Raw genomic sequence first — 14,647 nt, forward strand, 5'->3', positions numbered from 1 at the left:
TGGCCTGGGCGGCGCTGGCGGCCGGGCAACCGGGGCTGGCGGCGCTGGGCGCGGGGGTCGCCGCCGCGGCGCTGGGCTTTCTGTGCTTCAACTTCCATCCGGCGAAGATCTTCATGGGCGATTCGGGCTCGGTGCCGCTGGGTTTCATGGCCGGGGCGCTGGGGCTGGCCGGCCATGAAGCCGGGGCCTGGCCCTTGTGGTTTCCGCTGCTGGTGTTCTCGCCCTTTATCGCGGATGCGACGGTGACCCTGCTGCGCCGGGCGCTGCGCGGCGAGAAAATCTGGCAGGCCCACCGCACTCACTACTACCAGCGGCTGGTGCGGATGGGCTTCGGGCACCGGGGCACGGCGCTGGCGGCCTATGCCCTGATGGCCGCGGCGGGGGGCTCGGCTGTTGCAGGCTTGCCACTAGGGTTCTCGCTGCAGTGCGTCATGATTACAATGTGGATATTCGTCTACATGATCCTTGGCTGGCTGATCGACCGCGCGTGGCGCCGGTTCGAGGCCGCCGAGGCGCCCAGGCCTTGATCAAGAAAGTCTTTCACCCTTCGCTGGTCTATCTGTCCGACGTGGTCGGCGTGGCGCTGGCCTGGTGGCTGGCCTACCTCGTCCGCTTCAACTTCGATATTCCGAAGGATTTCAACGCCGGCCTCTACCAGGGGCTGGCCGTCACGCTGGTGCTCCAGGGCTTGCTGCTGCGTGCTTTCGGGCTGTACCGGAGCATCTGGGTCTTCGCGAGCCTGCCCGATCTCGTCTGCATTGCGCGGGCAGTGGTGGTGTCCGCGCTGCTCACGCCGCTGGTGGTGGTGGTCGCGGTGCGCTCCGCGCCGGAGGTGCCGCGACTGGTCTTTGCGATGCAGCCGCTGCTGCTGGCCATGTACATGGGCGGCTCGCGGGTGCTCTACCGCACCTGGAAGGAATCCCGGCTTTATGGTGGGCTGCGGGCCCTCGGCCAGCCGGTGGTGGTGCTGGGCACCGGCGAGGCCGCGGTGAGCCTGGTGCGCGAGCTGTCGCGGTCGGCCGAGTGGCGCGTCGTGGGCCTGCTCGACGACAACAAGGCCAGCCAGGGGCGCGAGGTTTATGGCTGCAAGGTGCTCGGCCGGATCGCCGATCTGGAGCGGATCGCGGAGGAATACAAGGTCGGCCATGCCATCATCGCGATGCCCAACGAGCGCCACGAGGTGCGCCGCAAGGTGGCCAGCGCGTGCGTTCGGGCAGGGGTGAAGGCGCTGATCGTGCCGGCCATCGCCGACGTGATGACCGGACGCATCAAGGTGAGCGAAGTGCGCAACGTGGACGTGGAAGACTTGCTCGGCCGCGATCCGGTGCGCATCCACACCGCCGAGGTGCGCGAATACCTGCGCGGCAAGTCGGTGATGGTGACCGGCGCCGGCGGCTCCATCGGCACCGAGCTGTGCCGCCAGATCGCCCGTTACGAGCCGTCGATCCTGGTGTGCTTCGACATCAGCGAGTTTGCGCTGTATCGGCTGTGCGAGGAGTTCGCGGTCCATTACCCGAACATCCAGTTGGTAGCGCTGGCCGGCGACGTGAAGGACGCGGTGCGGGTGGATGAGGTCATCACCCGCTTCCACCCCCACGTGATCTTCCACGCCGCGGCTTACAAGCATGTTCCGCTGATGGAAGAGGACAACGCCTGGCAGGCGGTGCGCAACAACGTGCTGGGCACATGGCAGGTGGCGCGCAGCGCGGTGGCCTGCGGGGTGTCGCGCTTCGTGCTGGTGTCCACCGATAAGGCGGTCAATCCGACCAACGTGATGGGCGCCACCAAGCGGCTCGCCGAGAAGGTCTGCCAGGCCATGTCGACCGAGGGCAAGACCCAGTTCGAGATCGTCCGCTTCGGCAACGTGCTGGGCAGCGCCGGCAGCGTGATCCCCAAGTTCCAGGAACAGATCGCCACCGGTGGCCCGGTGACGGTGACCCACCCGGAGATCACCCGCTTCTTCATGTCCATCCCCGAGGCGGCGCAGCTGGTGCTGCAGGCCGGCTCGATGGGCAAGGGCGGCGAAATCTTCGTGCTCGACATGGGTGAGCCGGTGAAGATCGCCGAACTCGCGCGGGACATGATCCGCCTCTCGGGCCGCAGCGAAGAGCAGATCCGCATCGTTTTCACCGGCCTGCGCCCCGGCGAGAAGCTCTACGAAGAGGTGCTGGCCGACGCCGAGGAAACCCGCGCCACCCATCACCCCAAGCTGCGCATCGCCCGTGCCCAGCCAGTCGAGGAAGGCACCCTTGACGCGCTGCTGCAATGGCTGCGCCAGCGCCGCCCGGTGGGCGCGCTGGAGGTTCGCCGCGAGCTGCGCCGCTGGGTACCCGAATACACCCCGTCACCGTCGCCGCCGGCGCTGACGGTGGTGGATAAGCCCGGACGGCGGGCCTGAACATCATGGCAACTTACGCGATTGGCGACATCCAGGGCTGCTTCACGTCCCTCACTGCGCTCCTCAACCGGATCGACTTCGACCCCGCCCGGGATCGCCTGTGGCTGGTGGGCGATCTGGTCAATCGCGGGCCCGATTCGCTCCAGACCCTGCGCTTCGTGCGCGATCTGGGCTCGTCAGCGGTTACGGTGCTGGGCAATCACGATCTGTACCTGCTGATGGTGGCCTACGGCACCGTGCGCGCCCGGGGCAAGGACGACACCATCCAGGCGGTGCTCGACGCGCCGGACCGGGACGCCCTGCTGGGCTGGCTGCGCACCCGCCCGCTGATGCACCTGGAAGACGGCTTCGCGATGGTCCACGCGGGGCTGCTGCCTGGCTGGACGGTCACCCAGGCGCGGGCCCTGGCGCGGGAGGTGGAGGGGGCGCTGGCTGGCCCCTATCACGCCGATCTGCTCAACAACATGTGGGGCAGCGAGCCGGCCGCCTGGCATGACGGGCTGCGGGATTACGAGCGGATCCGGGTGATCGTCAATGCGATGACGCGGATGCGCTTCTGCACGCCCGATGGGGTGATGGATTTCAAGGTGAAGGGCGAGGTCACCAAGGCGCCGAAGGGCTACGTGCCGTGGTTTGAGGTGCCGGGCCGGAAGAGCGCCGATGCGACGGTGGTGTTCGGCCACTGGTCGGCCCTCGGGCTGCGCATCGAGCCCAAGCTGCTGGCGCTGGATTCCGGCTGCCTGTGGGGGCGCGAGCTCACCGCGGTGCGGCTGGAAGACCGCAAGGTGTTCCAGGTGGCTTGCCCCGGGCTCACCCACGGCAAGCTCAAGCCGTCCTGAGCGGGCCGTTTCAGGCCCATCTTTTCTTCTGCTGATCTGATCTTCAGCCTGCCGGAATGGCGGGCTTCAGGCGCTTTCGATGCGTTCGAGGATCGCGGCCCGGGCCGTGTGGGCGAGGGCCTTGCGATCCGGCGTCTCGCGGGTGCACAGCGCCGGCGCCACGTCGATGCGGGCAACGATGCGGCGCTCGCCGACGATGGCCCGCAGGCATTCGCCCAGGCTCACGTCGCCGTCGTAGGCCGGCGCCCGGGTGAAGCGCCCGTCCGGCAGGCGGTAGGCAATCGCCAGCGGCTGAATCAAGGCGCCGGCGTCGATGGCCGGCTGGAGCAGCGCGCCGTGGAAGTTGTGCAGGGTGCTGCCGTCGGTGGTCGTGCCCTCGGGGAACAGCGCCACGTACTGGCCGTCGTCCAGCAGCTCGGCAATCTCGCCATTCACGACCTTCGCGTGGCCGCGGCTGCCCCGGTGCAGGAAGACGGTCTCGCTCTTCACGGCGAGCCAGCCGAACAGCGGCCACTGGCGCACCTCGGCCTTCGAGATGAAGGCAGCGGGCCAAGCGGCGTTGATGATGAAGATGTCCAGCCACGAGACGTGGTTGGCTACCAGCAGGCAGCCGGGCGCCACGTCGTCGCCGCCGCGGATATGCAGCGTGACGCCGAGCACCCTTACCAACCGGGCCGACCACCACTGCTTGAGCCGGCGCCGGGGTAGCGGGCCGAGGAAGGGGAAGGCCGCCGCCGCGATGGCCACGCCGACGGCGATGTGGCCGGCTAGGCCCAGGTAGCGGGCGAGGCGGATTGCGAACGGAGCGGGGCTGTCGGGTTTCAGTCCTTGCGTCCCATGAAGTGCTTGGCGTAGCGGGCGTCGAGCCGGGAAACCGGCAGCAGGACGGGCAGATCGGCCGTGTTGAAGTCAGGATCCCAGGCCGGTTCGCCGCAGATCCACGCGCCAGCCCGGAGGTAGCCCTTGATGAGCGGCGGGGTTTCGGCGTCGAGGTCCTGACGGAGGGCGGCGAGGGGCAGCGGGGTGCGGGGGAACACGCGGTACTCGAGCGGGCAGAGGTGTTCGTCCTTCAGCCGATTATACAGGCTGGCCGCCATGTGCCCGCCGTCGGCCATGCTCACCGAGGCGCAGCCGATGAGGTAGTCGTAGTTGTTCTCGAGCATGTAGCGGGCGAGGCCCGACCACAGCAGGGTGATCACCGCGCCGGAGCGGTATTCGGCGTCGATGCAGGAGCGGCCGATCTCGACCATGCGGCTTTTGAGGTGGCGCAGGCGGGTGAGGTCGAACTCGTTTTCCGAGTAGTAGCTGCCCACTTCGCGGGAGGCGGAGGGCGACAGGATGCGGTAGGTGCCGACGATGCGGCCGGCGTCCTCGTCGCGAACGATCAGGTGCTCGCAGAACGGGTCGTAGAGGTCGCGATCGACACCCGGCGTGCGCGGGTTGAGGCGGGCGCCCATCTCGTCGGCGAACACGCGGTAGCGCAGCTTCTGGGCTTCGAGCACTTCGGTGGGGCTGGTCGCGAGGCCCACGTGCAGGTTGCGACCGGGGCGTTGGGCAGCTTGTTGTTGCTTGTGCAGCATGGCGGAAATCCTCGTGGGGTTTCCGCGCATTGTGGGAAGGGCGCATTGCGGCCCGGTGAAGGGGCGGTTACCGGCGTGTGACGGCGCCAGAAAAGCGAAGGGAGCCGCGGGGGCTCCCTTGCTGGATGCTGCCGGGCGGGAAGGCTCAGCGGGTCACACGGGTGGTGCGGCCGTCCTGCAGCAGGCGGACGCGTTCGCCGGGCTTGAAGTTCTCGCCCTGGTCTTCCTGGGTGATGGCGAGCATTTCGCCGTTGTCCATCTTGAGGGTGATCTCGACGCCCTGGCTGCGGGTCAGGCCTTCTTCCGCCGCGGCGCCGGCCAGACCGCCGACCACCGCGCCGACCACCGCACCGATCGCCGAGCCCTTGCCGCCGCCGACGGTGCTGCCGGCGATGCCGCCGACGGCTGCGCCGCCGATGGTGCCCACCGGTGACTTGGTGCCTTCGAGCTTGACCGCGCGCACGCCTTCGATCACGCCGAGGCGCACGCTCATCACGCGGCGGGTTTCGGTGCGCTGGTAATCACCCGCGCCCTGGCCGGTGGCACAACCGGCGACGGTGACGGCGGCAAGCAGGGCTACGCCCAGATTCAGGATTCGCATCGTTCTTCCTTTCACCAAAGGGTTGAGCCGAAGGCCTTGCGATAGGCCTCGGCGATTTCATCGCGGCTGGGCGCGTGGTTCTGGCCACCGCGGCTGGCAATCTTGATGGCGCCCATCAGCGAGGCGAGGCGCCCGGTCTGATCCCAGTCGAGGCCGCGGTCGATGCCGTAGAGCAGGCCGGCGCGGTAGGCGTCGCCACAGCCGGTCGGGTCTTCGACGCGGGTGGGCACCGCGCAGGGGATGTCGATGCGCGTGCCGCCGGTGTGGATCTCGGAGCCTTCACCGCCGCGGGTGACGATCAGCGCCTTGACCTCGCCGGACAGGGATTCGATCGAGCGGCCGGTGCGTTCACACAACAGGCGCGCTTCGTAGTCGTTGACCGTGCAGTAGTCGGCCAGTTTCAGGCAGGCGAGGAGCTCGCTGCCGCTGAACATCGGCAGGCCCTGGCCCGGATCGAAGATGAAGGGGATGCCGGCCTCGGCAAACTGGCGGGAATGCTCGAGCATGCCGTCGCGCCCGTCCGGGGCGACGATGCCGAGGGTGACGCCGCGGGTCTGGCCGATGGTGTTGACGTGGGAATGGATCATCGCGCCCGGGTGGAAGGCGGTGATCTGGTTGTCGTCGAGATCGGTGGTGATGAAGGCCTGGGCGGTGAAGGTGCCGGGCACTTGGGTGACGTGGGTGCGCGGCAGGCCGAGGGCGTCGAGGCGGTCGAGGTAGGGCGTGGCGTCGTCGCCGACGGTGGCCATGATGAGCGGCTCGCCGCCCAGCAGCTTGAGGTTGTAGGCGATGTTGCCGGCGCAGCCGCCGAACTCGCGCCGCATCTCGGGCACGAAGAACGAGACGTTCAGGATGTGCAGCTGCTCGGGCAGGATGTGATTGCGGAAGCGGTCATGGAAAACCATGATCGAGTCGTAGGCGATGGAACCACAGATCAGCGTGGACATGTTTCGGCGATGGTTGGGCGGTTGTTCGGCCGGCGGCTGCCGTCAGGGGTAGAAGACGTACACGCGGTAGCCCGCGGCGGCGACGCCCGGGGCCTCGAAGCTGATCCGGGTGGCGACTTCGCGCTTGGCGGCGAAGGCATCTTTCGGGGCGTCGGCGGGCAGCCACTGGGCGGGTTCGAGCACCTTGCGGACGAGGGCCTTGTCGCGGGCGTCGGTGAGGGTGATCTCGAGGTGCGGATAGGCCTGGGGGAACTCCGCCCGGTTGCGCAGGGTTGCGTGCAGGGTGAAGAAGGCTTCGCGGGCGGCGTCGGGCTGGATGTCGGAGCTTTCGATGGCGATGTCGGCGGCGTTGCGGGGCAGCGGCAGCTCGCAGCCGAGGGCGCCACACAGGCTTTCCATGAAGGGCCGCATCTGGGGCGAGGACTGGACGATCTCGCTGCGGAACACCAGCGCGCCCTGGGCCAGCAGGGCCAGGCTCAGCAGGGTGGCGCCAGCGGTCCAGGCGGCCTGACGCAGCACGGGCGACGGGGCGGGCTCGGGATCGGGTTCGATCGGCGGCTCGTCGTCGGCGTCTTCGTAGGATTCGACGGTCTCGACGGTTTCGGCGACGATCTTTGGTTCGGCCCGGTGGGGGTCGGCGCCGGTGTCGATCTCGATGGGCACGAGGGCAGCTTCGGCCTGGGCCTGGGCGAGCATCGCGGCGGGCTCTTCGCTGGCCGGCCAGGGCTGGTCGTGGGGCGTGGCGGCGAGGGCTTCCGGCGGGGTCGGGTCCTCGTCCTGCTTGTGGAGCAGGGCGTCGAAATCGACGGGTTCGGCGGGCGTGGCCTTCAGGTCGAGATCGGCGGCGGACGGCCAGTCGGGCTGGAAGGGGGGCGCCTCGAAGGGTTCGACAGCGGGCGGGGCGTCGCTGGCGATCACGTCGTCGAAGTCGTCGCGCTCGTCGGTGGTGTCTGCGGCGGGGGCATCGCTGCCGAACTCGGTGGCGGGCGATGCTTCGGGCGGCCAGGGTTCGGCCGTGTCGATGTCGATATCGATGTCGGCGAAGGGGGCGACTGGCGCCGCTTCGTCGGCGGGCTGGGGCTCTTCGGCGGGCTCGTCCGGGAAGGCGTCGACGGGCTCGCTGTCGGGCAGGTCGAAGCTGGGGGCGTCGGACGGGGCGGGTTCTTCGGGCGTGTCGAAGGCGTCGCCGTCACCTTCTTCGGCAGGGACGTCGGTGTGGGGGGCGTCTTCTGGCTCGGGCGGGGTGTCGGTTTCGGCGGGGAATGCTTGGGGGGTGTCCTGGGCGACGACTTCGTCGGCGGGCAGGAGGTCGTCGAGGTCGAGGAGATCTTCGTCGGCCGGTGCGGCGATCGCTTCCGGCTGCGGGGAGTCAGCGGCTGCCTCGGTGGCCTCGACAGGCGCGGTGTCTTCCTGGGGCTTCTCTTCGAGGACGAAGATGGGCGGCTCGGCAGGCGCCTCGACAGCGGGTGCCGGCGTGGGCGCCAGGGAGAGGGTGTCGGTGGGTTCGGTGTCCTCGGCGATGCGGCTTTCCAGCGCGTTGAAGGCGTGCTGGCAGTGACCGCAACGCACGCGCCCGCCCCGGGCCTGCAGTTGCTCGGGGCGAACCCGGAAGGTCGTGGCACAGGCGGGGCAGCGTGCGAGGATCATGGCGTGACCGGTCGTTCTCCTTCGAGGCGGACCCAGCCGTCGTGCGTGGCGCCGACGGTGAGCGCGATGAAGGGCGCGTAGGCTTCGATGACTTCGTCCGCCTGGGCTTCGAGCACGCCCGAGAGGGCGAGCCTGCCGCCGGGTGCGACGCGGGCCGCGAGGAGCGGCGCGAGCATCTTCAGCGGGTTGGTGAGGATGTTGGCGACGACCCGCTGGAAGGTGCCGTCGAGGGGCTTGGACGAGACCTGCAGGTGCAGCTTCACGCCGTTGGTCTCGGCGTTGAAGGCGGCGGTCTCGACGGCCTTCTCGTCGATGTCCACGCCGGTGACTTCGCCCGCGCCCAGGCGCGCGGCGGCGATGGCGAGGATGCCGGAGCCGCAGCCGTAGTCGAGCACGGTGACGCCCGGCTCGATCACGTCGGTGAGCCATTCGAGGCACAGCCGGGTGGTCGGGTGGGAGCCGGTGCCGAAGGCCATGCCCGGATCGAGGATCAGGTTGATGGCGTCCGGCGCGGGGGCTTCGTGCCACGAGGGCACGATCCACAGTCGGTCGGTGATGCGGATCGGGTCGAACTGGCTCTGGGTGAGCTGCACCCAGTTCTGTTCGGCGACTTCTTCGATGGTGAAGGGCGGCACCGCGTCGAGCCCGGCGGCGGCCGAGGCGGTTGCCAGGGCTTCGGCCAGGTCGGTGTCGGTGTCGAAGAGGGCGACGACGCGGCTGTGATCCCACAGGCTGGCCGGGTGCATGCCCGGCTCGCCGAACTGGGGCTTCTCGGCGTCGGTGCCGGCGTCGGCATCGTCGATGCTGACCGACAGGGCGCCGTGCTCCATCAGCGCCTCGGACAGGGCCTCGGCGCGGGTGGCATCAGCCTGCAGGATGACGGAGATCCACATCAGCTTTTGCTGACCTCGTTGCGCCCCGCCAGCTTGTGCTCCAGGTAGTGGATGCTGGTGCCGCCTTCAACGAAGCGGGCGTCGAGCATGAGTTCCTGGTGCAGCGGGATGTTGGTCTTGATGCCTTCGACGAGCATCTCGGACAGCGCGATGCGCATCCGGCGGATGGCCTGGTCGCGGGTGTCGCCGTAGGCGATCAGCTTGCCGATCATCGAGTCATAGTGCTGCGGCACGGTGTAGCCGTTGTACACGTGGGAATCGACGCGGATGCCGGGGCCGCCGGGGACGTGCCAGTTGGAGATCTTGCCCGGGCAGGGGGTGAACTTGAACGGGTCTTCGGCGTTGATCCGGCACTCGATGGCGTGGCCGCGGAACTCGATGTCCTTCTGCTTGTAGCGCAGCTTCTGGCCGGCAGCGACGCGGATCTGTTCCTGGACGATGTCGACCCCGGTGATGAGCTCGGTGACCGGGTGTTCGACCTGGACGCGGGTGTTCATCTCGATGAAGTAGAACTCGCCGTTCTCGTAGAGGAACTCGAAGGTGCCGGCGCCCCGGTAGCCGATCTTGCGGCAGGCTTCGGCGCAGCGTTCGCCGATGCGCAGGATGTGGCGACGTTCGATGCCCGGCGCGGGCGCTTCCTCGATGACCTTCTGGTGACGGCGCTGCATGGAGCAGTCGCGCTCGCCCAGGTGGATGGCGTTGCCGTGCTGGTCGGCGAGGATCTGGATCTCCACGTGGCGCGGGTTTTCCAGAAACTTTTCCATGTACACCATGGGGTTGCCGAAGAACGCGCCGGCTTCGGAGCGGGTCGTGGTGACCGCGTTGAGCAGCGCCGCTTCGGTGTGCACCACGCGCATGCCGCGGCCGCCACCGCCGCCGGCGGCCTTGATGATCACCGGATAGCCGATGGCACGGGCGATCTTGACGATCTCCTTCGGGTCGTCGGGCAGGGCGCCTTCGGAGCCGGGCACGCAGGGCACGCCGGCGGCCTTCATGGCGTCCTTGGCGGAGACCTTGTCGCCCATCAGGCGGATGGTTTCGGCGCGGGGGCCGATGAAGACGAAGCCGGATTGCTCGACCCGCTCGGCGAAGTCGGCGTTTTCGGACAGGAAGCCATAGCCGGGATGGATGGCTTCGGCGTCGGTGACTTCTGCAGCCGATATGAGCGCCGGGATGTTGAGGTAGCTGAGGGTGGACGAAGCCGGGCCGATGCACACGGATTCGTCGGCCAGCTTGACGTACTTGGCTTCGGCGTCGGGCTGGGAATGGACCGCGACGGTCTTGATGCCCAGCTCGCGGCAGGCTCGCAGCACCCGGAGGGCGATTTCACCCCGGTTGGCGATGAGGATCTTTTCGAACATGGCCATGATTTAGCCGATGATGAACAGCGGTTCGCCGAATTCCACGGGTTCGCCGTTGGTGACGAGGATCGCCTTGATGACGCCGGCGGCGTCGGCCTCGATCTCGTTCATAAGCTTCATGGCTTCGATGATGCACAGCACGTCGCCGACGGCGACGGTCTGGCCGACTTCGGCCAGCGGCTTGGCGCCCGGGGCGCTGGCGCGGTAGAAGGTGCCGACCATCGGCGACTTGACCTCGTGGCCTTCGGGTACGGCGGGTTCGGCGGCAACCGGGGCGGCTGCGGCAACCGGCGCGGCGGCGGGGGCCGGCGCGGCGGCGGGCATCTGGGTGACGTAATTGACCGGGGCCGGGCCGGAAGCGTGCTTGGCGATGCGGACCTTTTCCTCGCCTTCGGTGACTTCGAGTTCGGAAATGCCGGATTCCTGGACCAGATCGATCAATTTCTTGAGCTTGCGAAGATCCATTGTGTTCCCCTTGAATGAGCTGGTCCCCGCCGAAGGGCAGGGAGCCGGTATCTGGAATTAGGCGCGAAGGGCGCTGGGACGGAAGCGCGCAGGTGCGGGGGTGTGCGCCGCTCGGACGAGCGTGCGGAAAATCACGGCCCCGGGGCCGGGCTGAACATGTGCGCAGTGCAGCGTCTGTTCAGCCGAGGTGATGGCCCAATGGCGGTTTTTGCGCGTCATGGACGCAAGTTTGCCGTAATTCGGCGCAAGTTGTCCACCGCCAGGGGCTGGCGGCGGGGTTCAGGAGCCGGTCAGTTCGGCCAGTTTGCGGTCAAGTTCGTCTTCGGACAGGGTGCCCAGCTTGACGAGGCCGAGTTGGCCGTTCCGGGTGACGATCACGGTGAAGGGCAGCGCCTGGGAGGTGTTGCCGAGGGCCTCGGTGAGCCCCACGACCGATGGCGAGGCGATCACCAGCGGGTAGCTGACCTTGTTGGCGGCCTGGAAATCGCGCACGTTGTCGGCGGTGTCGATGCTGATCCCCACGAACTGGACGCCCTTGTCCTGGTATTTGGTGCTCATCGCCGAGAAGGCGGGGATTTCCTTGCGGCACGGCGGGCACCAGGTGGCCCAGAAGTTCACCACCAGCACCTTGCCCTTCCAGTTGGCGAGGGGCTGCTTGGCGCTGCCGCTGTCGGGCAGCTCCAGCGCCAGGAGCTTGTCGAGGGCGGCCTGCTGTTCGGGCGAGGCGGCGGGGGTGGCAGCCGGGGGCGCGTCGCGGCGGGCCGAGTAGATGCCGGCCGCGCCGGCGGCCAGGGCAACGATGACGACGAGGGCGATACTGAGGGTTCGGTTCATGGCGTGGTGCCGACCGTGGCCGGCGTGTTGCTGACGAGGGCTTCGACGACGGAGAGCCGTGCGCGTTCCATCTGGCGGGCGCCGTGGGCGCCGCGGCGGCTGACGCGCTCGATGTCCTGGGCGTAGATGCGCAGCTTGAAGGGGATGTCGTCCCAGTCGAAGACCAGGATGGCTTCCGGCCCGTCGGGCTGGTTGCGGCGGGGTTCCCGGTGTTCGTAGGCGACGTTCTGGTTGAGGAAGAAGATCTCGACTTCCTTGGCGCTCTCGGGGAAGAGATCGATCTCGACCTCGGAGTAGCGGCCGGCGGTGCCTTCGAGCACGGCGCCGGTGAGATAGGGGCGGAAGGGTTCGAGTTCGCGCATCACCTCGATGGCGGCGAGGCGCATCACGAGCTGGCGTTCGACGTGCTCTTCATCCTGGAAGACGGCGAGATAGGTGCGGACTTCAGCCTCGATCTCGGCGTTGTTGGGCAGTTCGTCGGCGTTGACCGCGCCCAGCTGGCGGGCGGCCTTGCGTTTGGCGAAACCGTAATCGGTGATGCCGTCTTCGGCGATCATGCGGGCCGCCAGGGCGGCGATCTCGCGGCGCAGGTTGCTGCGATGCGGAACGGCAGGGCGCGGCATGGGCGGTCGGAGCTCCCCGTTCGATTAGAATGGCACCCATTCTACACACGACTGTTGCGGCGCTGTTTCGGCCGCCTTCTGGATTCCATGCATATTCATATTCTTGGCATTTGCGGCACTTTCATGGGTGGCGTGGCGCTGCTGGCTCGGGCCGCCGGCCACAAGGTGACGGGCTGCGACGCCAACGTCTATCCGCCGATGAGCACCCAGCTCGAAGAGCAGGGCATCGGCCTCGTCGAAGGTTATGGCATCGACCAGCTGGGCCTTGCGCCCGATGTCTTCGTGGTCGGCAACGCGATCTCCCGCGGCAACCCGCTCCTCGAGGCGATCCTCGATCAGGGGCTGCCGTATGTCTCGGGCCCCCAGTGGCTGGCCGAGAACGTGCTGCAGGGGCGTTGGGTGATGGCGGTGGCCGGCACCCACGGCAAGACGACGACCACCTCGCTGCTGGCGTGGATCCTCGAAGATGCCGGCATGAAGCCGGGCTTTCTGGTGGGCGGCGTGCCCAAGAACTTCGGCGTGTCGGCGCGCCTGGGCGAGACGCCCTTCTTCGTGATCGAGGCCGACGAATACGACACCGCCTTCTGCGACAAGCGCTCCAAGTTCGTCCATTACCGCCCGCGCACGGCGATCCTCAACAACCTGGAGTTCGACCACGCGGACATCTTTGCCGATCTGCCGGCGATCGAAACCCAGTTCCACCATCTGGTGCGGATCATTCCCAAGTCGGGCCGGATCGTCGCCAACGGCGCCGAGGAGTCGCTGCAACGGGTGATCGGGCGCGGCTGCTGGTCGGAGCTCGAATGGTTCAACGACGCCGCCGGTTGGTCGGTGGCCGAGGGCGCCTTCGAGGACGAGGTGGTGGTGCGCTTCGAGGGCCGCGAGATCGGCCGCAAGCGCCTGCCCTTGTCCGGCACCCACAACCGCGCCAACGCGCTGGCCGCCATCGCCGCCGCCCGCCACGTGGGCGTGACGCCCGAGGTGGCGCTGGACGCGCTGACCCGCTTCGAGGGCGTCAAGCGCCGGCTCGAGGTGCGCGGCACCGTGCGCGACGTGACGGTCTATGACGACTTCGCCCATCACCCCACCGCGATCACCCTCACCGTCGAGGGCCTGCGCCGGCAGGTGGGCGACGCGCGCATCCTGGCCGTGCTGGAGCCGCGCTCCAACACCATGAAGCTGGGCGTGATGAAGGATCAGCTGCCGGCCAGCCTGGCCCAGGCCGACAAGGTGTTCTGCTACGCCGCCAACCTGGGCTGGGACGCCCGTGGTGCGCTGGCGCCCATCGCCGCCAAGACGGTGGTGGAGGACGACCTGGACGCGCTGGTGAAGGCCATCGTGGCCGAGGCGAAGGCCGGTGATCGCATCCTGGTGATGAGCAACGGCGGCTTCGGCGGCATCCACGGCAAGTTGCTCGCCGCCCTGGCGGGCTGACTCGCCAGCCCCGCGCCAGCCAGTGGCGCGGGGTGCTTCAGTCGATCATGCCGAACAGCTTGAGCTTGCGATAAAGCGTGGCGCGGGCCACCCGCAAGCTGCGCGCCGCGGCCGACACGTTGCCGCCGCAGCGGGCCATCGTGGCCTTCACGGCTTCCTGTTCCAGGTCGCGCAGGCAAAGGTTGCGGGTGTCGGGCCGGGCGCCGGGCGTGGGCCGGACGCTTGCGCCGCAGTCCAGCACTTCCTCGGGCAGGTGTTCGCAGGTGATCTCGCCTTCGTCTTCGGCGAGGGTCAGCGCCAGGCGCAGCACGTTGCCCAGCTGGCGGATGTTGCCCGGCCACGGGTAGGCCATCAGCGCCCGCATGGCGTCGGTCGACAGGCGCGGGACCGGCTCGCCGTTGGCCTCCCGCGCCAGCATCGCCTCGATGAGCAGCGCCCGGTCGGCCCGTTCGCGCAGGGCCGGCAGGCACACCCGCACGCCCTTGATGCGGTAGAACAGATCCTCCCGGAACAGCCCTTCGGCTACCCGCGCCTCCAGGCTGCGGTGAGTGGCGGTGACGATGCGCGCGTCGAAGCGGATCGGCCGGGCGCCGCCCACCCGGGTGAAGCTGCGCTCCTGCAGCACCCGCAGCAGGCGGCCCTGGAGCTCCAGCGGCATGTCGCCGATCTCGTCGAGGAACAGCGTGCCGCCCCGGGCCAGCTCGAACTTGCCCGGCGCGCCGCCGCGGCGTCCGCCGGTGAAGGCGCCGTCCTCGTAGCCGAAGAACTCCGATTCGATCAACCCGGCGGGCAGTGACGAGCAGTTGATCGCCACGAAGGGGCCGGCGGCGCGCTCGCTCTCGTCGTGGAGGCGGCGGGCCAGGACTTCCTTGCCGGTGCCGGTTTCGCCGTTGATGAGCACCGGGATGTCGCGATCGAAGGCCCGCCGCGCGATGTGCAGGGCGCGGCCGGCCGGGCCGTCGGACTCGGGGCCCGGTGGCAATGGCGTGGCGGACGGGCTGGCGGGGCGGTCCGTGCCGCGCAGG

At 68.7% G+C, this 14,647-nt stretch carries 15 protein-coding genes; 4 read left to right on the forward strand and 11 right to left on the reverse strand.

All coding sequences use genetic code 11. From position 1 onward, the window contains the following. The 3 genes from QQK25_RS20300 to QQK25_RS20310 form a co-directional block, all read left to right on the forward strand. Window positions 1-527: MraY family glycosyltransferase (locus QQK25_RS20300; protein WP_498027237.1), on the forward strand; the 527-nt coding region annotated here is incomplete at its 5' end. Further along, window positions 524-2,398: a polysaccharide biosynthesis protein gene (locus QQK25_RS20305; protein WP_284189594.1), complete on the forward strand. Its 1,875-nt coding sequence runs from the start codon at window positions 524-526 to the stop codon at window positions 2,396-2,398. The genes QQK25_RS20300 and QQK25_RS20305, both read left to right, overlap by 4 nt. A 5-nt stretch (window positions 2,399-2,403) precedes the next feature. Then, the gene (locus QQK25_RS20310; protein ID WP_284189595.1) at window positions 2,404-3,237 is read left to right on the forward strand and encodes a symmetrical bis(5'-nucleosyl)-tetraphosphatase; all 834 of its coding nucleotides are present in this window, start codon (window positions 2,404-2,406) and stop codon (window positions 3,235-3,237) included. A gap of 66 nt (window positions 3,238-3,303) precedes the next feature. On the opposite strand, the gene QQK25_RS20315 is transcribed toward QQK25_RS20310, so the two are convergent. The 10 genes from QQK25_RS20315 to QQK25_RS20360 form a co-directional block, all read right to left on the reverse strand. Further along, window positions 3,304-3,984 carry a lysophospholipid acyltransferase family protein gene (locus QQK25_RS20315; protein ID WP_284189596.1) on the reverse strand — a complete coding sequence of 227 codons (681 nt, stop codon included), beginning with the start codon at window positions 3,982-3,984 and terminating at the stop codon, window positions 3,304-3,306. 74 nt (window positions 3,985-4,058) lie between these two features. Beyond that, complete coding sequence (locus tag QQK25_RS20320) at window positions 4,059-4,817, reverse strand: GNAT family N-acetyltransferase (protein WP_153163075.1); 759 nt, start codon at window positions 4,815-4,817, stop codon at window positions 4,059-4,061. A gap of 145 nt (window positions 4,818-4,962) precedes the next feature. Further along, entirely contained in the window at window positions 4,963-5,418 is a 456-nt protein-coding gene (locus tag QQK25_RS20325; RefSeq protein ID WP_284189597.1) for an outer membrane lipoprotein, read from the reverse strand. 11 nt (window positions 5,419-5,429) lie between these two features. Next, window positions 5,430-6,365 (reverse strand): carbohydrate kinase family protein, encoded by a 936-nt coding sequence (locus QQK25_RS20330; protein ID WP_284189598.1) that lies wholly within the window; start codon window positions 6,363-6,365, stop codon window positions 5,430-5,432. A 42-nt stretch (window positions 6,366-6,407) separates the two neighbouring features. After that, entirely contained in the window at window positions 6,408-8,012 is a 1,605-nt protein-coding gene (locus QQK25_RS20335; protein ID WP_284189599.1) for a DUF3426 domain-containing protein, read from the reverse strand. Continuing rightward, on the reverse strand, window positions 8,009-8,905 hold the full coding sequence (gene prmA, locus QQK25_RS20340) for a 50S ribosomal protein L11 methyltransferase (protein WP_284189600.1): 897 nt from the start codon (window positions 8,903-8,905) through the stop codon (window positions 8,009-8,011). The genes QQK25_RS20335 and prmA overlap by 4 nt, the downstream gene beginning before the upstream one ends. Further along, entirely contained in the window at window positions 8,905-10,266 is a 1,362-nt protein-coding gene (accC, locus tag QQK25_RS20345) for an acetyl-CoA carboxylase biotin carboxylase subunit (protein ID WP_284189605.1), read from the reverse strand. The genes prmA and accC overlap by 1 nt, the downstream gene beginning before the upstream one ends. A gap of 9 nt (window positions 10,267-10,275) precedes the next feature. Next, the gene (accB, locus tag QQK25_RS20350) at window positions 10,276-10,731 is read right to left on the reverse strand and encodes an acetyl-CoA carboxylase biotin carboxyl carrier protein (protein WP_284189601.1); all 456 of its coding nucleotides are present in this window, start codon (window positions 10,729-10,731) and stop codon (window positions 10,276-10,278) included. A 279-nt stretch (window positions 10,732-11,010) separates the two neighbouring features. Next, the gene (locus QQK25_RS20355) at window positions 11,011-11,565 is read right to left on the reverse strand and encodes a TlpA family protein disulfide reductase (protein ID WP_284189602.1); all 555 of its coding nucleotides are present in this window, start codon (window positions 11,563-11,565) and stop codon (window positions 11,011-11,013) included. After that, complete coding sequence (locus tag QQK25_RS20360) at window positions 11,562-12,188, reverse strand: hypothetical protein (protein ID WP_438696560.1); 627 nt, start codon at window positions 12,186-12,188, stop codon at window positions 11,562-11,564. The genes QQK25_RS20355 and QQK25_RS20360 overlap by 4 nt, the downstream gene beginning before the upstream one ends. Window positions 12,189-12,275: 87 nt before the next feature. Here QQK25_RS20360 and mpl point away from each other — a divergent pair, with 87 nt between their 5' ends. Next, on the forward strand, window positions 12,276-13,622 hold the full coding sequence (gene mpl, locus QQK25_RS20365; RefSeq protein ID WP_284189603.1) for a UDP-N-acetylmuramate:L-alanyl-gamma-D-glutamyl-meso-diaminopimelate ligase: 1,347 nt from the start codon (window positions 12,276-12,278) through the stop codon (window positions 13,620-13,622). A gap of 37 nt (window positions 13,623-13,659) precedes the next feature. Here mpl and QQK25_RS20370 read toward each other — a convergent pair. Beyond that, a partial coding sequence (locus tag QQK25_RS20370) for a sigma-54 interaction domain-containing protein (RefSeq protein ID WP_284189604.1) occupies window positions 13,660-14,647 on the reverse strand: 988 nt, incomplete at its 5' end.

Source organism: Zoogloea oryzae, from assembly GCF_030161255.1.
Lineage (GTDB): Bacteria > Pseudomonadota > Gammaproteobacteria > Burkholderiales > Rhodocyclaceae > Zoogloea > Zoogloea oryzae.

Excerpts from the sequence above, each read along its gene's own strand:
- QQK25_RS20310 (WP_284189595.1), top strand. The coding sequence starts at position 2,404 with ATGGCAACTTACGCGATTGGCGACATCCAGGGCTGCTTCACGTCCCTC.
- QQK25_RS20330 (WP_284189598.1), bottom strand. The coding sequence starts at position 6,365 with ATGTCCACGCTGATCTGTGGTTCCATCGCCTACGACTCGATCATGGTT.
- QQK25_RS20320 (WP_153163075.1), bottom strand. The coding sequence starts at position 4,817 with ATGCTGCACAAGCAACAACAAGCTGCCCAACGCCCCGGTCGCAACCTG.
- QQK25_RS20355 (WP_284189602.1), bottom strand. The coding sequence starts at position 11,565 with ATGAACCGAACCCTCAGTATCGCCCTCGTCGTCATCGTTGCCCTGGCC.
- accB (WP_284189601.1), bottom strand. The coding sequence starts at position 10,731 with ATGGATCTTCGCAAGCTCAAGAAATTGATCGATCTGGTCCAGGAATCC.
- QQK25_RS20360 (WP_438696560.1), bottom strand. The coding sequence starts at position 12,188 with ATGCCGCGCCCTGCCGTTCCGCATCGCAGCAACCTGCGCCGCGAGATC.
- accC (WP_284189605.1), bottom strand. The coding sequence starts at position 10,266 with ATGTTCGAAAAGATCCTCATCGCCAACCGGGGTGAAATCGCCCTCCGG.
- mpl (WP_284189603.1), top strand. The coding sequence starts at position 12,276 with ATGCATATTCATATTCTTGGCATTTGCGGCACTTTCATGGGTGGCGTG.
- QQK25_RS20325 (WP_284189597.1), bottom strand. The coding sequence starts at position 5,418 with ATGCGAATCCTGAATCTGGGCGTAGCCCTGCTTGCCGCCGTCACCGTC.
- prmA (WP_284189600.1), bottom strand. The coding sequence starts at position 8,905 with ATGTGGATCTCCGTCATCCTGCAGGCTGATGCCACCCGCGCCGAGGCC.
- QQK25_RS20335 (WP_284189599.1), bottom strand. The coding sequence starts at position 8,012 with ATGATCCTCGCACGCTGCCCCGCCTGTGCCACGACCTTCCGGGTTCGC.